Below are 15892 nucleotides of genomic sequence, written 5' to 3' on the forward strand. Positions count from 1 at the left end.
GTTCTGGTGCGAGTGGTTCTGGTGCGAGTGGCCTTGGTGCCGGCGCGGGATGCCCTGCTGCCCGCGCGGGTGGCTGTGCGAGTCTTCATCTGCCGCCCTCCATGAGTCGGGTCTCGAACTCGTTGTCCAGTCGGTGGAGCAGGGTGGCCAGGGCCGCGACGTCGCCAGTGCTCCAGCCGGCGAGGATGTCGGCGTAGCGCTCGGCGCGGACGCGCACGTAGTCCTGATAGGCCCGCTCACCCTGCTCGGTCACCGCCAGGAGCACGGCCCGTCCGTCCTCGGGGTCGGGTCGGCGCTCGACGTACCCGTCGCGGACCAGCCCGGCCACCTGACGGCTGACCGTTGACGGGTCGGACTGCACGGTGGCGGCAAGCGCGCCCAGGCGCATCGGCCCACCACCGGCCAGATACGTGATCAGAATCTGGGACGCCCACTCCACGTTCTCGCGGGCCTTGCGCAGAAGCTGACCGCGGGCCCGGCCCAGCGTCCGCTGCATCCGGGCGATCTCCTCGGCGAGCTGGGCGATCCGCTCATCCCGCCCGGTCGAGTCCGCCCCGTCCACACCACTCCCCTGTGTTGCCGACACCACCGCTGGTGGCGACGCCTCGCGATCGAGGCGGGCCATCTCGGTGGCACCCTGACCACCGCGACGTCCCGTCCACTCGTCGACGACCTCGCTCCGAGCAGACCCGGGACTTGTTTGCAGCATACAAGTATTAAGTCAGAGCCCGGACGATCCATGCCCCACGTCGAGGGTGACCTGCGACATAACCAATGGCACACAAGCCCGGCAGGTCGGACAGATCCGAGCCAGGGGCACCCATCGGGGACGCCTCCACCCGGCCTTCACCCCCTTCTCCACTCGTGGGCCGAGACGATCCGGGGGCCGGGTCACGATGCTGACAGCCTTTGTGCCTTTACCCGGGGGCCCGCCCGCCCCGGCCTGACGTCCGAGGAAACGCCCATGCCCACCTCTGCCGCCTTCGCCCTCACCGCCGGGGACCCCGCCGCCGCGCTGATCAGCCTCCTGCACGGCTATGACGATCTCGACTGGACGCGGGTGCGCGCGGCCCTCGCCGACGAGGTCGTCGTCGACTACACCTCGGTGTTCGGCGGCCGGGTCGAAACCCTGGGTGCCGATGCGCTGGTCCGGCGGTGGCGCGCGGTGCTGCCCGGATTCGACGCGACCCAGCACATCACCGGCCCGGTGCTGGTGTCTGCCGAGCCGGGTGACGCCACCATGCACCTCGAGGCGCAGGCCCGTGCACACCACCTGATGCGGGGCGATCCCACCAGTTCCAGCTGGCTGATCGCCGGCCGGTACCAGCTCGCCGTCACCCCGACCGTGGCCGGCGGGTGGCTGATCACCGAACTGACGCTGCACTGCTTCTATGAGGAGGGAGACCGCGGCCTGCTCGCGCTCGCGCGGTCCCGCGCCGGCACCGATCCACGTCCCGGACGACCCGCCCGACCCGCCTGACCCACCCGGCTGATCCAGGGCTGCGGCCCACCCGGCTGGCCGCCCGCTCGGCTACCAGTCCAGCCGGCCCTCCGCGTCGAAGTAACCACCGGTCGGACCGTCCGGGCCGACCTGCGCCATCCGGACGATGATCTCGGCGCCCTGCTCGACCGTCTGCGTGCCGGCGTGCGCGTTCAGGTCCGTAGCCGTGTAGCCGGGCTCGACGGCGTTGATCCGGATGTTCGGCAGGGCCTTGGCGTACTGCACCGTCACCATGTTCACCGCGGCCTTCGACGCCGGGTAGGCGAGCCCGGGATAGGCATGGCCCAGCCCCTGGGCGCCCGACATCCGGGACAGTGACGCCAGGCCGCTGCTGACGTTGACGATGACCGGGGCGGCGGCCCGCTGCAGCAGGGGCAGGAACGCGTGGGTGACCCGGACCAGGCCGATCACGTTCGTCTCGAACACGGTCCGGACGAGGTCGGCGGAGGTCTCGGCGGTTGGTGGCACCTGCCCGTCCGGGTTGCGGGCCTCGATACCGGCGTTGTTGATCAAAACGTCCAGCCCGCCGTCGGCTTCGATCGTCTTCGCCGCGGCCTCGACGGAGGCGTCGTCCGTGACGTCCAGCAGGACCGGGCGCGCCTGCGGCCCAAGCTGTTCGGCCGCGGCCTGGCCGCGCTCCGGATCACGGCTGCCCAGGTAGACGGTGTGGCCGGCCGCGATGAGCCGGCGGGCGGTCTCGAACCCGAGGCCCTTGTTGGCTCCGGTGATGAGTGTCGTGGTCATGGCTACCAGCGTTCCCCGCCTCCCACCGGATGTCACGGCCCGCTCCTGCTGGACACCCGGAGTCCTGCTCCACACCAGCGGGTGCCATATAGCTTGCTAGCATGCTATGGTCGACGGTGTGGGCGACGAGGACGTCAAGCAGTTCAACGTGTATCTGCCGATCGGGCTGATCAAGCAGGTGAAGCACCAGGCCATCGAGTCGGGGCTGTCCCTGTCGGCACTGGTCACCGAGGCGCTACGCGTCTATCTCACCGACGTCGGCGCCACTTCGCCCGCGGACGCTGCCCGGCCCGACGGCATCCGCGGGCAGCAGACACCGTCATCCGGATCGGAGCGCTGACATGACGACCGACGGCATCGAAGCCGTGTTCCTGGAGTCCCACAACTGGGGCCGGGCCGCGCGGTTCTTCCAGGCACTCGGGTTCACCCTCGAGTTCGAGACCGACCACGACTCGGGGCAGTTCCGGGGCGGCGACGGGCCGTCCGTGTTCATCGCCGAGGTTCCCGAGAACCGGCCGACCACGACCCGTCTCGTCCTGAAGGTGCCGGACGAGACGGCGTTTCGGCCCGGCCCGGACGTCGAGATCGTCACCCCGTTCGAGGACACCCACTACGGGACGCGGGAGGCGACCGTCCGTGACCCGGACGGCCGTCTCTGGAGCCTGCAGGCCCCCGCCAACAGCTGACCAGCCGGCCGGTCCTGGTCCGCGCCGCCGACAAACCTTCCCGGCAGACAGAAGGAAAGGGATCCTGATGCAGGACCAGAAGGTCGTCCCGGACAACACCGCGGTGCGGACCGCGCTGTGGCGGGCGATGCACGTCCAGGTCGATGCCCCGCCGCACCTGCTCACCGACGAGATCGGCCTACGCCTGGTCGCCCCGGACGACGGCTGGGGGGACCGGCCGGACATGGACCCGACCTTCACCCGCGGGTTCCGGGCCTCGATGGTCGCCCGGGCCCGGTTCGTCGAGGACCTGGTCGCCGAGGCGGTCGAACGTGGTGTCACCCAGTACGTCATCCTCGGCGCCGGCCTGGACACCTTCGCCCAGCGCCGGCCGGAGCTCGCGAACCGCCTGACGGTGTTCGAGGTCGACCAGCCCGACACCCAGGCCTGGAAACGCGAGCGACTGGTCCAGCTCGGTTACGGCGTGCCCGACCGACTCCGCCTGGTGCCGGTCGACTTCGAGGTGGACGGCGACTGGACGAAGCACCTGGCCGCCGCCGGATTCGACCCGGACCGGCCGGCCGTCGTCGCCGCCACCGGCGTCACGATGTATCTGACCCGGGCCGTCACCGCCGCCACTCTGCGCCAGATCGCCGAGCTGGCGCCCAGATCGACGGCCGTTCTGACGTTCCTGCTGCCCAGCGAGCTCGTCGATGCGGCCGACCGCGACGGGCTCGAGGCATCGAAGCAGGGCGCGCAGGCATCAGGCACCCCGTTCGTCAGCTTCTACACTCCGGACGACCTGCTCACCCTCGCCCACGAGGCCGGCCTCGGCGACGCCCGGCACGTCTCGGGCGCCACTGTCGCCGAGCGCTACTTTGCGGGCCGCCCCGACGGCCTGCGCCCCTCCACCGGCGAGGACTTCCTCGTCGCGACCACGCACTGACCACACGTCCCCCGACCATCAGCCGGGCCACGCGTCCGAGCTGAACAGGGTCGCAGAGCAGCTCCGCGCCTCGGATCAGCGAGACCCGACGACTGTTCTCGGGCAGGCCGCGGTTGCAGCGTTGGCAGTACAACCAGGCCTAAGGACTCCGTCGAGTGGGACGCGCCGAGCAGCGATCTTTCGGACACAAAGCAAACTTTCGGCGGTTCCTGCGTAGGTTCAGGTCTTCTACCCGATGTGCGGAAAAGTCCCGTGGGCAAAGTGGTGATCAACGCGGAGTCGCATCGACGGGTGCAGGTTCAGACCGTCCAGCTCGGAGGCTGCGAAGAAACGCGCCTCCTTGGCCTCACTTCCGTTTGCGAGCAGAGCACCGCCCGTAACACGGCCACGGAACGAGATCGCAAACTGCTGCCTTACCTCGCCGTCATCGTGGCCGATCACGTGGCGGGGGTCTGTGTAGGTTCCGAGAATGCCGATGATTTCCACCGTCAGCCCGGTTTCTTCCCTGACCTCTCGCGCTGCTGCTTCCGGCAGCGATTCCCCTACCTCCATCTGACCGCCCGGGAGAGCCCAGCGGCCGTTGTCCGGCCGGGCAGTAGTCGCGTCCCACTGCCTGCGTGAACTGTGGCTATGGGCGCCTCGAGGACCTGGCAAGGTCGCCACGCGACCGAGGCACCCACCACGCGGCCCCTGGCGCTACTGCGTCCGCGCTGGCGTCAGGGGCTTCTCTGCCGCGACACGAACGGGGTGACGATCAAGGGCGTACGGGTCACACAGTCCGCCGACGACCTACCAGAGCCGAGACCGGTCCCGCTCCCGGCGATGCCCGGGACATCGGCCCGCTACCTGGACCACACGGTCATGGTCGACGTGGACGACGGCATCCGGGCCAGGGGGAACCGTGCGACTGATCGTCGACTATGCGGACAAGGAGCCGACCATGCTCCTCGTCGATGACGGTTTCGCCTGCGGTCGGGACCTGGTCGCCGTGGCGAGACGGTTGCACGACTTGATCCCTGGCGCCACCCGCGTCCGCTGGCTCCACCCCGGCGGCAGCATCGACAGCACCACGACCACGGCTGGCTCAGGATCGGCGACCTTGCAGAAGGCCACCGTCCGGATCATCGCCACCCGGGCAGCCGATGATCCGGCCACTCCACCAGACGCACGATGCCAGCCGAGGGCGTGGCCAGTACGGGGCCGTCCGACACCGTCCGATTGATGCGGCACGGTTGACTCTCCAGTCGGTGGAGACTCGAGGATCGGTGCCATGATGATCGGCCAGCTGGCGGCGAGCACCGGGCTGTCGGTGCGGACGCTGCGGTTCTACGCCGACGCCGGCGTGCTGCCCGCCGAGGGACGCACGGCCTCGGGTTACCGGGTGTTCGGGCCGGACGCCGTGGCCCGGGCGCGCCTGGTTCGGACGCTGCGCGAGCTCGGCGTCGGGCTGGACGACATCAGGCGGGTGCTCGGCGCCGAGGCGTCCCTGCAGGACGTCGCCGCCGAGCACATCCGCGCCCTGGACGCCCAGATCCGCCTGCTGCGGCTGCAGCGTGCCGTGCTGCGCGCCTTCGTCGGATCCACCAGCCCCGAGGAGCTGAAACGCATGACCGACCTGACCACGCTGACCGCGGAGCAGCGTCGCCGGATCGTCGACGACTATCTGGACGCCGTCTTCGGCGACAGCCCCGACGCGGTGGCCGCCAGGATGAGCATGGGCGCACCCGATCTGCCCGACGATCCGACCCCGGAGCAGGTCGCGGCCTGGGTGGAGATCGCCGAGCTGCTGCGCGATCCCGACTTCATCGCCACCAGCCGCCGGATGGCCCAGCGCGCCCGTGCCGAGGGGCCGCAGCCGGACGTGGCGCAGTTTGAGGTCGGCAAGGCGGTCGGCACGCTCGCCGGCCCCGCCGCCCGCGCGGGCGTCGATCCCGCGTCGCCCGAGGCGCTGACGATCGTCGAGCACCTCGAGGCCCTCGGCCCCACCCCGCCGGAGGAACGCACCCAGGTCGCCGACCGCATCGATGCCTTCACCGACCGCCGGATCGGTCGTTACTGGACCCTGGTCGGCATCGTCAACGGCTGGGCGCCGCACCAGGCGCCCGACGACATCATCGACGCCTGGGAGTGGTACGCCCGCGCCCTGCGCGCCCACGCCTGACACCGGCTGCCCGCCACGGACATCACCAGGGCAGCGGGCGGCCGTCGCGGAAGAAGCCGCCGGTCGGGCCGTCATCGGGCAGCAGCGCGGCCCACACCACGCTGGCCGCGCCGGCGGCGACGGGCCGCCCACCGCCACCGCCCATGTCGGTGGCGGTCCAGCCAGGGCAGATGGCGTTCACCAGAAAACGGTCGTCGCGCAGCTCGCCGGCGAGCAGCCGGGTGAGCGCGTTCAGCGCGGCCTTCGACACCGAATAGGCGGGCGCGCCACCGGTCAGCTTGCTGATCGAGCCGCCCTCGCTGCTGACGTTCACGATCCGCGGATGCGGGCTGCGGCGCAGCAGCGGCAGCAGGGCCTGGGCGAGTCGCCAGGCGCCGAACAGGTTGGTCTCCAGCGCCGTGTGCACGCTGTCGAGATCGGCCGTGACGGCCCGCGCGCCCGGGTCGTAGAGAATCGCCGCGTTGTTGACCAGAATGTCAAGTCGCCCGTGGTGCTCGGTGAGGTGCGCCGCAGCCGCCGCGATGCTCGCCGGATCGGCGATGTCGAGCGGGCAGGCGGTCACCCGCGCGCCGCCGGGGTCAAGCTCGGTGGCCGTCCGCTCCCCCGCGGCCGGATCACGCACTCCGGCCACCACGTCGCAGCCCCGTTCGACGAGCTGGCGCACCACCTCCCGGCCGATCCCCCGGTTGGCCCCGGTCACCAGCGCCAACGGGCGGGCAGAGCCAGGACGGACGGCTCGCCCTTCGTCCGCGGGAAGCACCGTGTCACGCACCGCGGACTCGCTCACGGCGGACGGACAGCTCGCGGTCAGCCGGCTTCACGCAGGTCGGCGCAGTCGGACTCGTCCGGCAGCAGCGGTCGCAGGCGCACTCGCCACTGCCTGCCGCCGGACGTCCACGGCGTGGTGACCACCGCCTGGCGCGCTGCGGCGATCACCGCTGTCGCCTCGCTGCCTCCGGCCGTCACACAGCCCAGCTCGAGACCGTCACCGATCGGCTCGCCTGGCAGCGCCGGCCCCGGCCAGGCCCGCTCGACCTGCCGCGGCAGCCCGTCGGCACACAGTTCGGGCAGCGTGGCATCACCGGCGGACCCGGCGGACCCGGCGGCAGCGGGAGCAGTGGCAGTAGGGGTGGTGCAGGTGTCGGCCCACGGGGCGGCGACCGCGGCCACCGCGGTGGGCTGGTAGGACGTCGACTCGCTGACCGCGTCCGCGCCGAGCGTGGCGGGCAGATCCGTAAGCGCGTCGTACAGCTTCCGGGCCGCCTTCCGCGCGGCCTGCTGGTGATCGGTCAACCCGGAGCTGTCCGATTCGAGCAGGGCCGGCACCTCGGCGGTGGTCACGCCGTCCGCGGTCCGAATGGTGAAACGGGTTGACGGGGCGTCCGCGACCGGCGGCTGACCGAAGTCCCGTTCGGTGCCGATGCCGGACGCGACCGCCCGCTCGACGAGCTTCCGCACGTCCGTGGCCGAAATCCGCCGAAGCTGCACATTGGGCCAGGCCGGCCCGGGGGCAATCGCAATCTGCGGGCCCTCGTCCACCACTCGACCATCGGAGTAGACGGCCACGACCGGCAACCGGGTGACCGTCATCTCCGGCGTCACGAAACCGCCGATCCAGTCCACCCGCAACGCCACGCTCGCACCGCCTCCCACACCGCCACCGCCGCCAGTACCGCCACGTCCGTAAACGGTGCCATCAGCACAGGCCGCGGCAGCGAGAAACACCGGCACGACAGCCAGGAAAAACCGTGCACCCCGCGTCATCAATGCCATGAGCATTTGTAGCACCACGGCAGCAGGATCGGACGTAGGCCCGGGAATCCGTCCGGTCGGACCCGGCTCCCACCGACCGGCTGGCCGGTTACCGTTCACCCACGACTCCGGTACCCGACTGACCAGAGACACCGCTAGCACAGGTGCTACGTTGGGAAGGTGGAGCAGATAGGGTTGCGCGAGGTACGGCAGAATGCCAGCGAGCTGGTGCGACGCGCCCAGGCCGGCGAGCGGATGACCATCACCGTTTCCGGTCGACCGGCGGCCGTCCTGGGCCCGGTGGCGCCGCGCGCCTGGCGGCGTTGGGACGATCTCGCCGATCTCTTCGCCCTCCCGGCCGACCCCGGCTGGCAGCAGGACCGTGACCTCGTCGACGGCACCGCTGCAGACCCATGGGAAAACCGATGAACCGCGGCGTTCTGGACACCAGCGTGCTGGTCGCCACCGATGTGGCCCCGATTCCCGGCGAGCTCGCGGTCAGCATCATCAGCATCGCCGAACTCCAGTTCGGCGTGCTCGTCGCAAAGACCTCCGAGGCCCGTGCGAACCGTCTTACCCGGCTCAGCGCACTCCAACGGCGATTCGATCCCCTGCCCGTCGACGACGCCGTCACCGACAGCTATGGCCGCCTCGCCACCCGCGTCGTCGAGATCGGCCGGCAGCCCCGCGCCCGGACGATGGACCTCCTGATCGCGGCTACCGCGCACGCCCACGACGCCATTCTTTACACCCGCAACGCCGCCGACCTCGCGGGCCTCGAGGACCTCATCACCATCATGACAATTTAATCTGGATGTCTCCGGAAGCAGGTTGATCGCTCGAACCGCCGCTGGCCGTGATGACTTCCTGGCAGGCCTGGACGAAGTCGCTGACGACCTGGCGCCGGTCGTCGCGGCGCCAGGCCAGCGCGAGCCGGCTGCGAGGGCCGTCGGCGAGCGGGCGGGCGACGACACCGGTGTGCTGCAGCAGTGGCGCGTTGCCCGCGGCGAGCAGGACGATGCCGACCCCTCCCACCAGAGCCTCGTAGGTCTCCTCCGCGCTGCGCACGACCGCATGGCCCTCGGCCAGTGCCACCAGCAGCGGCTCCTCGGCGATCACCAGCGTCGCGTAGTCCCGCCACAGTGGCAACGACGGCAGCGTCGCCTTCGACGGCTGCGGCTGCGGCTGCGGCTGCGGCTGCGGCTGCGGTAGCCAGACGAAGGCGAGGTCGCTGGATCCAGAGGCCGCAGGCATCCAGCCGGTCGGCCGGGGCGGGTTCCCGACAGATCCACCGGCAGCCGGCTCCGGCGCGGCACACTGACCCCATGACAGACCTGGTCACGCGACTGCTGTCGCTGTGGAGCGACGGCCTGCCCGCGGACGACGAGTCGGCGGTGCGCGCGTTCCGCGAGCTGTACACCGACCCGGTTCCGGTGAACGGGACCTTGTTGTCCGCGGCGGACCTCATCGCCCGGGCGCGAACCCTGCACGCCGCGCTGACGGGCCTGCGCCACGAACTGCTCGAGCAGGTGCGGACGCCCGAACACCTCGCCATCGGATTCCGGCTGCACGGGCGGCACGTCGGCCCGCTGCCCACCGCACTCGGCCCGGTACCGGCAACCGGCCAGGAGGTGTCCCTCCGCGTCACCGACATCCTGACCATCACCAACGACCGGATCAGCTCCGTCTGGATGGTCGCCGACGAGCTGAGCGCGCTGATCGCCCTCGGCGTGCTCACCACCACCGGCACGCTGGCACCCGCCACGTAGCCGGCCACACGGCAGGCCGCGGGTCACAGCAGGGCGGCCGCCAGTGTGCGCCAGTGCGTGCGGGCCAACCGGCCGGTGCGGTTGGACACGTCGAGGTCCGCCGAGATGACCTGGACCGCGACATGATCTGCACCGGCGGCGTGATGTTCGCCGACCCGCGCGGTGATCTGCTCGGTCCCGAAGGTGTACAGGGCGTCGATGAGCCGGTCGCTGCCGTGACCGGCGAGATCGTCGTCGGTGAAGCCCAGCAGCTGCAGGTTGCGCACGTAGTTGGGCATCGCGAGGTAGTAGCTGACGTTGCGGCGGGCGAGCTCCCGGGCCGCGGTGGAATCGGATTCCAGAATGACCTTCTGCTCCGGGGCCAGCAGCGGCCCCTCGCCCAGGGTTTCCCGAGCGGCACGGGTGTGTTCGGGCGTGACGAGGTACGGATGGGCACCGGCGGAGCGGCGGGCGGCCAGGTCCAGCGCCTTCGGCCGCAGCGCCGCCAGGACACGCGAGGCCACCGGCACCGGCTGCGGGGCCGCGTCGAGGGCGCCGAGGTAGCCCTCCAGGTGCTTCAGCGGCTGGGCGTAGGTCCGCCCGAGCGCCTGCACCAGGGGTGGGTGGCTGACCCCGAGCCCGAGCAGAAACCGGCCCGGATGCGCCGTGTCGACCCGGTGAAAGGCGGCCGCCAGCTCGTCCGCCTCCACCGCCCACGCGTTCACGATCGCGGTGGCGAGCACCATCCGGCTCGTCCGCGCGAGCAGCACGCCCGGCAGGTCGAGGTCGGGGGCGCTGGCGCCGAGCCACAGGGCACCGAACCCCAGCTCGTCGAGCTCGGCCGCCGCGTCCGGGGCATCGGGGGTGTTCCAGACAAAGGACGGGGACCAGATGCCGATCCGTCCCACGGACACCGTCATGACTGTTCTCCCTCAGGGGTGGGCGACGCGCGCACGCCGCATGTGTTCGGTTTCGATCGAACACGTGCGATGTACGATAGCCATCGAACAGCCTGGATGTCGAGGTCGATCGAAACAGGGGCACGATGACGACGAGGCCACGGCGTGCCGACAGCCTGCGGCACACCGATCCGGTGGACGTGCGCCTGCAGGAGGCACTCGACGCACTCGCCGACCCGGTGCGTCGGTCCATCCTGCGGACCCTGGCCGGCGAGCCGGACTTCACCTGTGCCTGCGGCACCTTCGACCTGCCCGTGTCCAAGGCAACTGCCAGCCACCACTTCGCCGTCCTGCGCGCCGCCGGCCTGCTCGAGCAGATCGATCAGGGCTCGCGCCGCCTCAACCGGCTGCGCCGGGTCGAGTTCGACGCCCGCTTCCCCGGCCTGCTCCCCCTGGTTCTCGACGAGGACGAGCCGACCGGGTGACCGGGTGACCGGGCCGCCGGAGTCAGGCGTCGCGGGCGATCGCCTCGGCGGGAGATTCCGCCAGCGGGCGGGGACCAGCCGGGCCTGCCGCCGGCGCAGGGATGGCCACCGCGGGCGCGGTCGCCGCCCGCCGGCTGATGGCCGCCGGCGACATCGCCCGTGCCGGGCCGAGCAGAACCACGAAGAAGGTGACGAGGCCTGCCAGCACACAGCCGGCGCCGATCAGATAGCCAAGGTGGTAGCCGCTGACCAGGGCACTCACGGCCGCGTGCCCGTGCCCTTCCAATGACTTCGTCCGACTGGCGGCCACACTCGAGACGACCGCGAGGCCGACCGACGAACTGAGCCAGATGGAGACGTTGACAATTCCGGAGGCGAGGCCGGCATCGGCTCGCGGGACGTCGGCCATCGCCACCGACAACAGCGGAACCGTGGCGCAGGCCATGCCGGTTCCGAGAATCAGCAGGGCGGGCAGCACGCTGGTGGCATAGCTGCTGTGCTCGTCCACCCGCGCGAGCAGCAGCAGTCCGACCAGCGCCGCGACCAGGCCGGGCAGGAGCACCGGTAGCGGCCCGAACCGGTTGAGCAGCCGGCTGACCACGCCCACCGACAGTCCCGCGACGACCAGGGTCACCGGCAGGAAGGCGAAGCCGGTGCGCAGCGGGCTGTAGCCACGGACCTGCTGCAGGTAGAGCGCACCGAAGAAGAACAGGACCTGCATCCCGATGAACAGGCAGCCGCGCACGATGCTGGACCCGACCAGGCTGCGCAGCCGCAGGATGCGCAGCGGCATGATCGGATTTCTCCGCCGGGCTTCGACGACGAGGAACGCCACCAGCAGGACGACCGAGACCCCGCCGTAGCCGAGGGTGTGGGCCGAAAGCCATCCGTGGCCGGCCGCCGTGACGATGGCATAGATACCGACCAGCAACGACAGGGTGATCAGCAGCGAACCGGTGACATCCACCCCGCCGCCGAGGCCGAGGCCCTCGTTCTCCTCGATGAGGACGACCCCGAGGGCGAACGTCGCGATCCCGATCGGCAGGTTGATCAGAAAGATCCAGTGCCAGCTCACGGCCTGGGTGAGAACGCCGCCGGCCAGCAGGCCAAGCGACCCGCCAGCCAGCGTGACCATCATGTAGGCACCCATCGCCCTGGTCCGCTCGGCCGGGATCGGGAACTCGGTGACGACGATCGCCATGATGACCGAGGTCGACACGGCGCCACCCAGCCCCTGGCCGAAACGCCCCGCGATCAGCGTCCCCTGGTTCGGGGCGATCGCACACACCATGGAGGCCAGAGTGAACAGGGCGACGCCGGTCAGGAACACCTTCTTGCGGCCGACGAGATCACCGAGGCGCCCGGCGAGCAGCAGGAAGCTCCCGAAGGAGATCAGGTAGGCGTCGACCACCCAGGTGAGATTGGACTGGGTGAAGTGCAGGTTGTCCTGGATCGCCGGCAGGGCGACGTTGACGATCGACCCGTCGAGCGCGTTCATCAACATGGCCAGACACACGACCACCAACGCGACCCAGCGGCGGCGGTCGGCCCTGCTCTGCGTGGTGGTCCCGCCGCGAGCGGGAACGGCGATCGTGGGATCAGACATCGGCGGAGCTGGCCATCGAAGGATCTCCTCTGAACCGGTCAGACGAAGCGGACGAGGGGACGGCATCGGCCGGGACCTGCCCGGCCACGATCCTGACATCTACAGGACGGTCATGCCTAATGAACTATCACGGTGCAGTGATGGTCTCGCGGACGCTACTATAGACCGATGCCGGACGCCGCCATCTTCTCGGGGCCGATCGTGCTGCTCACCCGCCTGTCGCGGCTCGTGCACCGGGCCAGCACGCCGGAGCTGCTGGGCATCAACCTCAAGGATCTGGGTGCGCTGGCCTTCCTGCGCGACCACGCCCGAACCACGCAGCAGGCGCTCGCCGAGGGCCTGTGCGTCGACGCCAACTACTGCGTCCTGATGCTGAACGATCTGGAGACAGCCGGCCTGATCGAACGGCGCCGCGATCCCGCCGACCGCCGCCGCCATCTCGTGGCGATGACCGAGGCCGGCCGGCTTGCCCTGGAACGGGCCGAGCACGCCCAGGAGTCGATCGAGGACGAGGTCCTCGCCGGCCTCGCCCCCGCGGAGCGGGACACCCTGGCCCGACTCCTGCGTCAGGCCCTCGACGGAGCCGCCCGGCGCCCCCCGGCCCAGGACCGGGTCCCGCACTGACCTGCCCGCGGCACGGGGAAAACCGGTTACAGGAGCAGCTCCGGACGACGACGCTCGGGCATCGAGTGGACCCGGCCGGCCCGCTCCACCTGGAGCGCCGGGGCGACTCCCACTCTCCAGTCGAGATCGCCATCCGACGGGGTCTCGCCGGCTGAGACCTGGGGCGCCGGCTACGCCAGGTCAGTCCGGTGCGCCGGTGGTGGCGACGCCAGCACGAAACCAGCAAACAGCAGGTCGAACCGCGCGCGGTCGGCGCGTACCGGTCGGCTCCGCTCTCACACCTGTGCACGGCGTCCGCGGGCCCTTCCTTCACCACCCAGCAGATTCTGGAACGCCGGTCCCTGCCATTTCGAAGTCCCGGGCCTTGACGTGGGACCTCGGGACTGGTGATGTCAGCGACCGAACGGTGGCTGCCGTCCTCACCGAACGGCTCGTGCCCTGCCACCTCGGGGTGAGGCCAGGCCCATCCTCTGCGGGTAGGCCCGGTCCAGCCTCGCCGAACGAGGCGACAGGCCGCACAGTTCTGGTCTGGCGAACGCCCCGGGCGCTCACCTCGAGATCCCAGACGAGATGGCGCCGCGGTGGAACGAACGCCGCCGCTGCGGCGGCCGGCCATCGTGGCCCGGACCGGCCGGGTCCGTCGCCAGGTCGCGGTCACCGGCGTCGACCGGCAGCACCTCCACCGTCGCGACCAGCGAAATCAGGTCGGCCCCGGCCTACATCACGAACAGCGGCAGCAACCCGATCGAGTCGATGATCAGAAACTCACGGGATCGTCAGGTGACCGCCGCGGCGCGCTGACATCAGGAGTTCCTTCTATGCCACCCGTATATCCCGGACCGAAAGTCCCTGCTCATCGCCCCACGGAGGCTTCGACCGTTCTTCCCGCCAAAAAATCACGAAACCACTCTCTCCGGAGTTGCCCCATCCGAATTTCTTCCACTACAGTACGTCTTATTCGCTTCGGAGCTGCCACGCCCGAGGGGATGCCGGAGTGGTCGCGGCACCAATAATTGATCGACCGCTCTCACCTGGCGAATTACCCAGTCCACCAGGTTCGCCGTACACCTACTTTCGACCGCCCGGCGAGAGCCAGGTCAGAAAGCGTCGAGGACGCTTCAAGCCGGACGGTCGGTATCCGGCCGGTGCAACGCCGCCAGACGATCGCCGTGCGCGGATGTTCGCAGCGCTGCGGGCTCCGGGCGCGAGCGGAGTGATTGGAGAAGAGAATTGCGTGTCATGCCACGACGATCGGCGTCCCCTGGCACCACCGCCATGCTTGCCGTCCTGACCGGCTCGTCCCTGTTCGGCACGAGCGGCGTCGCGCGGGCGCTAGGACCGGACGGCACGCCCGCCGCGGCTGTGGGGGGCGCGGATGCTGCTGGGTGGACTCCTCCTGATGATCATCGCTGTCTGTCGACGACACCGCTTCGCCATCCCCCGATCGATGCCCATGACCACCTTCCTGGTCGGCAGCTCGGTCGCCGTCTATCAGAGTTGCTACTTCTCCGGAATCAGCCGCGTGGGAGTCGCGATGGGCTCGATCGTCACCGTGGCGACGGTCCCGGTGGTTACCGGCGTTGTAGCCTACCTACTACGCGGCGACACACCGACTAGTCGCTGGTACAGCGCAACTGCACTCACCGTGCTTGGTGGCATCGGAGCGGGTGGTGTGATCGGGAAAGGTAGTGCGAACCTGCCGGGACTTGGGCTCTGCGTGACCGCGGGGAGTAGCGTGGCGGTGTACACAGTGCTCAGCCGCCGACTCCTGGACGGCGGCGCGCCCGTCGTTGAAGTCACGACCATCGCCGTTGCCCTTTCCGGATTCCTGCTTCTCCCAGTGATCCTCGCGTCGGGGACGGGTTGGCTCGGCACCGTCCCCGGCGTGGCCATGGCGGTGTATCTGGGCGTCATCACCAGCGCGCTGGGATTCTGGCTGAACGCCCGGGGTCTGGCCCGAACCGCACCGACGACGGTCGCCACCCTCAACCTTGCGGAGCCGCTGACGGCGACAGTGCTCGCGTTCGCGGTGCTGGGCGAGCGGCTGGACGCGGCGCAGACGGGCGGGGCGGCGGCGATGTTCCTGGGGCTGGTCCTGCTCGTCCCGGAAAAAGAAAAGACCGATCCAGCAGCGCCTCCACGCGGCACCGGCCCCGATCCCGCCAGCCCCGGGTCCAGCGACCAAACAGAACACGGACAGAATTCACCCGAGTCGCCTACACAGCCATCCGCTCAGGAAAAATATCATCTGGGGGCTTCAGGAACACTGCGAATCTCATCCGAAGAGAGGCGGAAATCGCACTCATGACCACCCCCACCAGGTTCGACTGGGACACCAAAATCGCGGTCGTCCTCCGAGACGATCTCAAGGTCTGGCAGAAGCTCAACGTCACCGCCTTCGCGACGAGCGGCATCGCGGCGACGGTCGACGGCGTCACCGGCGAACCCTACGTCGACGGCAACGGGGCAAAGTATCTGCCGATGTTCCGGCAGCCGGTGTTCATCCTCACCACGGACGCCGACCGCATGAAGACGATCCTGCAGCGGGCACTACGGCGTGACGTTGTCTTCAGCGTCTACCCCGAGGCGATCTTCGAGACCAACAACGACGACGACAATCGGGCGACCATCGCCGAGGTCCCCACGGATCAGCTCGTGTTGGCCGGCATGGCGCTCCGCGGCGACAAGCGGGAGGTCGACCGAGTGATCCGGGGCGCCGACCGACACGAGTAGTCCGGCTACTGACCTTGAACGCGCGATG

Annotated in this window: 20 protein-coding genes; 12 read left to right on the forward strand and 8 right to left on the reverse strand. The window is 70.0% G+C overall.

Annotated features, from left to right (window positions below):
• Positions 1-85: 85 nt before the first annotated feature.
• Positions 86-625 carry a MarR family winged helix-turn-helix transcriptional regulator gene (locus ND747_RS07440; protein ID WP_251732735.1) on the reverse strand — a complete coding sequence of 180 codons (540 nt, stop codon included), beginning with the start codon at positions 623-625 and terminating at the stop codon, positions 86-88.
• Between the two features lie 339 nt (positions 626-964).
• Between ND747_RS07440 and ND747_RS07445 the strand changes: the two genes are divergently transcribed.
• Positions 965-1480 (forward strand): nuclear transport factor 2 family protein, encoded by a 516-nt coding sequence (locus ND747_RS07445; RefSeq protein WP_251732736.1) that lies wholly within the window; start codon positions 965-967, stop codon positions 1478-1480.
• A gap of 51 nt (positions 1481-1531) precedes the next feature.
• On the opposite strand, the gene ND747_RS07450 is transcribed toward ND747_RS07445, so the two are convergent.
• Positions 1532-2245, reverse strand: coding sequence for an SDR family oxidoreductase (locus ND747_RS07450; RefSeq protein ID WP_251732737.1), 714 nt, complete (start codon positions 2243-2245; stop codon positions 1532-1534).
• A gap of 118 nt (positions 2246-2363) precedes the next feature.
• On the opposite strand from ND747_RS07450, the gene ND747_RS07455 reads away from it, so the two are divergent.
• The 3 genes from ND747_RS07455 to ND747_RS07465 all read left to right on the forward strand — a co-directional run bounded on the left by ND747_RS07455 (position 2364) and on the right by ND747_RS07465 (position 3856).
• Entirely contained in the window at positions 2364-2585 is a 222-nt protein-coding gene (locus tag ND747_RS07455) for a CopG family transcriptional regulator (RefSeq protein ID WP_251732768.1), read from the forward strand.
• Between the two features lies 1 nt (position 2586).
• A complete protein-coding gene (locus tag ND747_RS07460; protein ID WP_251732738.1) occupies positions 2587-2931 on the forward strand; it encodes a glyoxalase/bleomycin resistance/extradiol dioxygenase family protein in 345 nt (114 codons plus the stop codon).
• 67 nt (positions 2932-2998) lie between these two features.
• On the forward strand, positions 2999-3856 hold the full coding sequence (locus tag ND747_RS07465) for an SAM-dependent methyltransferase (RefSeq protein WP_251732739.1): 858 nt from the start codon (positions 2999-3001) through the stop codon (positions 3854-3856).
• Between the two features lie 228 nt (positions 3857-4084).
• Here the strand turns inward: ND747_RS07465 and ND747_RS07470 are convergent, their stop codons facing one another.
• A complete protein-coding gene (locus tag ND747_RS07470; RefSeq protein ID WP_308204581.1) occupies positions 4085-4519 on the reverse strand; it encodes an NUDIX domain-containing protein in 435 nt (144 codons plus the stop codon).
• Between the two features lie 607 nt (positions 4520-5126).
• Here ND747_RS07470 and ND747_RS07475 point away from each other — a divergent pair.
• The gene (locus tag ND747_RS07475) at positions 5127-6017 is read left to right on the forward strand and encodes a MerR family transcriptional regulator (RefSeq protein WP_251732741.1); all 891 of its coding nucleotides are present in this window, start codon (positions 5127-5129) and stop codon (positions 6015-6017) included.
• Between the two features lie 22 nt (positions 6018-6039).
• Here the strand turns inward: ND747_RS07475 and ND747_RS07480 are convergent, their stop codons facing one another.
• Together ND747_RS07480 and ND747_RS07485 are read right to left on the reverse strand one after the other, a co-directional pair.
• A complete protein-coding gene (locus ND747_RS07480; RefSeq protein WP_374216176.1) occupies positions 6040-6777 on the reverse strand; it encodes an SDR family NAD(P)-dependent oxidoreductase in 738 nt (245 codons plus the stop codon).
• Between the two features lie 47 nt (positions 6778-6824).
• The gene (locus ND747_RS07485) at positions 6825-7670 is read right to left on the reverse strand and encodes a cold shock domain-containing protein (protein ID WP_251732743.1); all 846 of its coding nucleotides are present in this window, start codon (positions 7668-7670) and stop codon (positions 6825-6827) included.
• A 279-nt stretch (positions 7671-7949) separates the two neighbouring features.
• Here ND747_RS07485 and ND747_RS07490 point away from each other — a divergent pair, with 279 nt between their 5' ends.
• Positions 7950-8198 (forward strand): type II toxin-antitoxin system Phd/YefM family antitoxin, encoded by a 249-nt coding sequence (locus ND747_RS07490; RefSeq protein WP_374216175.1) that lies wholly within the window; start codon positions 7950-7952, stop codon positions 8196-8198.
• Entirely contained in the window at positions 8195-8578 is a 384-nt protein-coding gene (locus ND747_RS07495; protein WP_251732745.1) for a type II toxin-antitoxin system VapC family toxin, read from the forward strand. Before ND747_RS07490 ends, ND747_RS07495 begins: the two co-directional genes overlap by 4 nt.
• Here the strand turns inward: ND747_RS07495 and ND747_RS07500 are convergent.
• Positions 8565-9023, reverse strand: a complete 459-nt coding sequence (locus tag ND747_RS07500; protein WP_251732746.1) for a LysR substrate-binding domain-containing protein — start codon at positions 9021-9023, stop codon at positions 8565-8567. The two genes, ND747_RS07495 and ND747_RS07500, sit on opposite strands and share 14 nt — an antisense overlap.
• Before the next feature lie 71 nt (positions 9024-9094).
• On the opposite strand from ND747_RS07500, the gene ND747_RS07505 reads away from it, so the two are divergent.
• Positions 9095-9538: an ester cyclase gene (locus tag ND747_RS07505; RefSeq protein ID WP_251732747.1), complete on the forward strand. Its 444-nt coding sequence runs from the start codon at positions 9095-9097 to the stop codon at positions 9536-9538.
• 23 nt (positions 9539-9561) lie between these two features.
• On the opposite strand, the gene ND747_RS07510 is transcribed toward ND747_RS07505, so the two are convergent.
• Complete coding sequence (locus ND747_RS07510; protein WP_251732748.1) at positions 9562-10437, reverse strand: LLM class F420-dependent oxidoreductase; 876 nt, start codon at positions 10435-10437, stop codon at positions 9562-9564.
• A 125-nt stretch (positions 10438-10562) separates the two neighbouring features.
• Here ND747_RS07510 and ND747_RS07515 point away from each other — a divergent pair, with 125 nt between their 5' ends.
• The gene (locus ND747_RS07515) at positions 10563-10901 is read left to right on the forward strand and encodes a helix-turn-helix transcriptional regulator (RefSeq protein WP_251732749.1); all 339 of its coding nucleotides are present in this window, start codon (positions 10563-10565) and stop codon (positions 10899-10901) included.
• A 22-nt stretch (positions 10902-10923) separates the two neighbouring features.
• Here the strand turns inward: ND747_RS07515 and ND747_RS07520 are convergent, their stop codons facing one another.
• Positions 10924-12507: an MFS transporter gene (locus ND747_RS07520; RefSeq protein WP_251732750.1), complete on the reverse strand. Its 1584-nt coding sequence runs from the start codon at positions 12505-12507 to the stop codon at positions 10924-10926.
• A gap of 168 nt (positions 12508-12675) precedes the next feature.
• Between ND747_RS07520 and ND747_RS07525 the strand changes: the two genes are divergently transcribed.
• The 3 genes from ND747_RS07525 (at position 12676) to ND747_RS07535 (ending at position 15864) form a co-directional block, all read left to right on the forward strand.
• Positions 12676-13131, forward strand: a complete 456-nt coding sequence (locus ND747_RS07525; RefSeq protein ID WP_251732751.1) for a MarR family winged helix-turn-helix transcriptional regulator — start codon at positions 12676-12678, stop codon at positions 13129-13131.
• A 1360-nt stretch (positions 13132-14491) separates the two neighbouring features.
• The gene (locus ND747_RS07530; protein WP_285900156.1) at positions 14492-15439 is read left to right on the forward strand and encodes a DMT family transporter; all 948 of its coding nucleotides are present in this window, start codon (positions 14492-14494) and stop codon (positions 15437-15439) included.
• Entirely contained in the window at positions 15436-15864 is a 429-nt protein-coding gene (locus ND747_RS07535; RefSeq protein ID WP_251732753.1) for a DUF2000 domain-containing protein, read from the forward strand. The genes ND747_RS07530 and ND747_RS07535 overlap by 4 nt, the downstream gene beginning before the upstream one ends.
• The last annotated feature ends 28 nt before the right edge of the window (positions 15865-15892 follow it).

The sequence above is a fragment of the Frankia sp. R82 genome, from assembly GCF_023716925.1.
GTDB lineage: Bacteria > Actinomycetota > Actinomycetes > Frankiales > Frankiaceae > Frankia.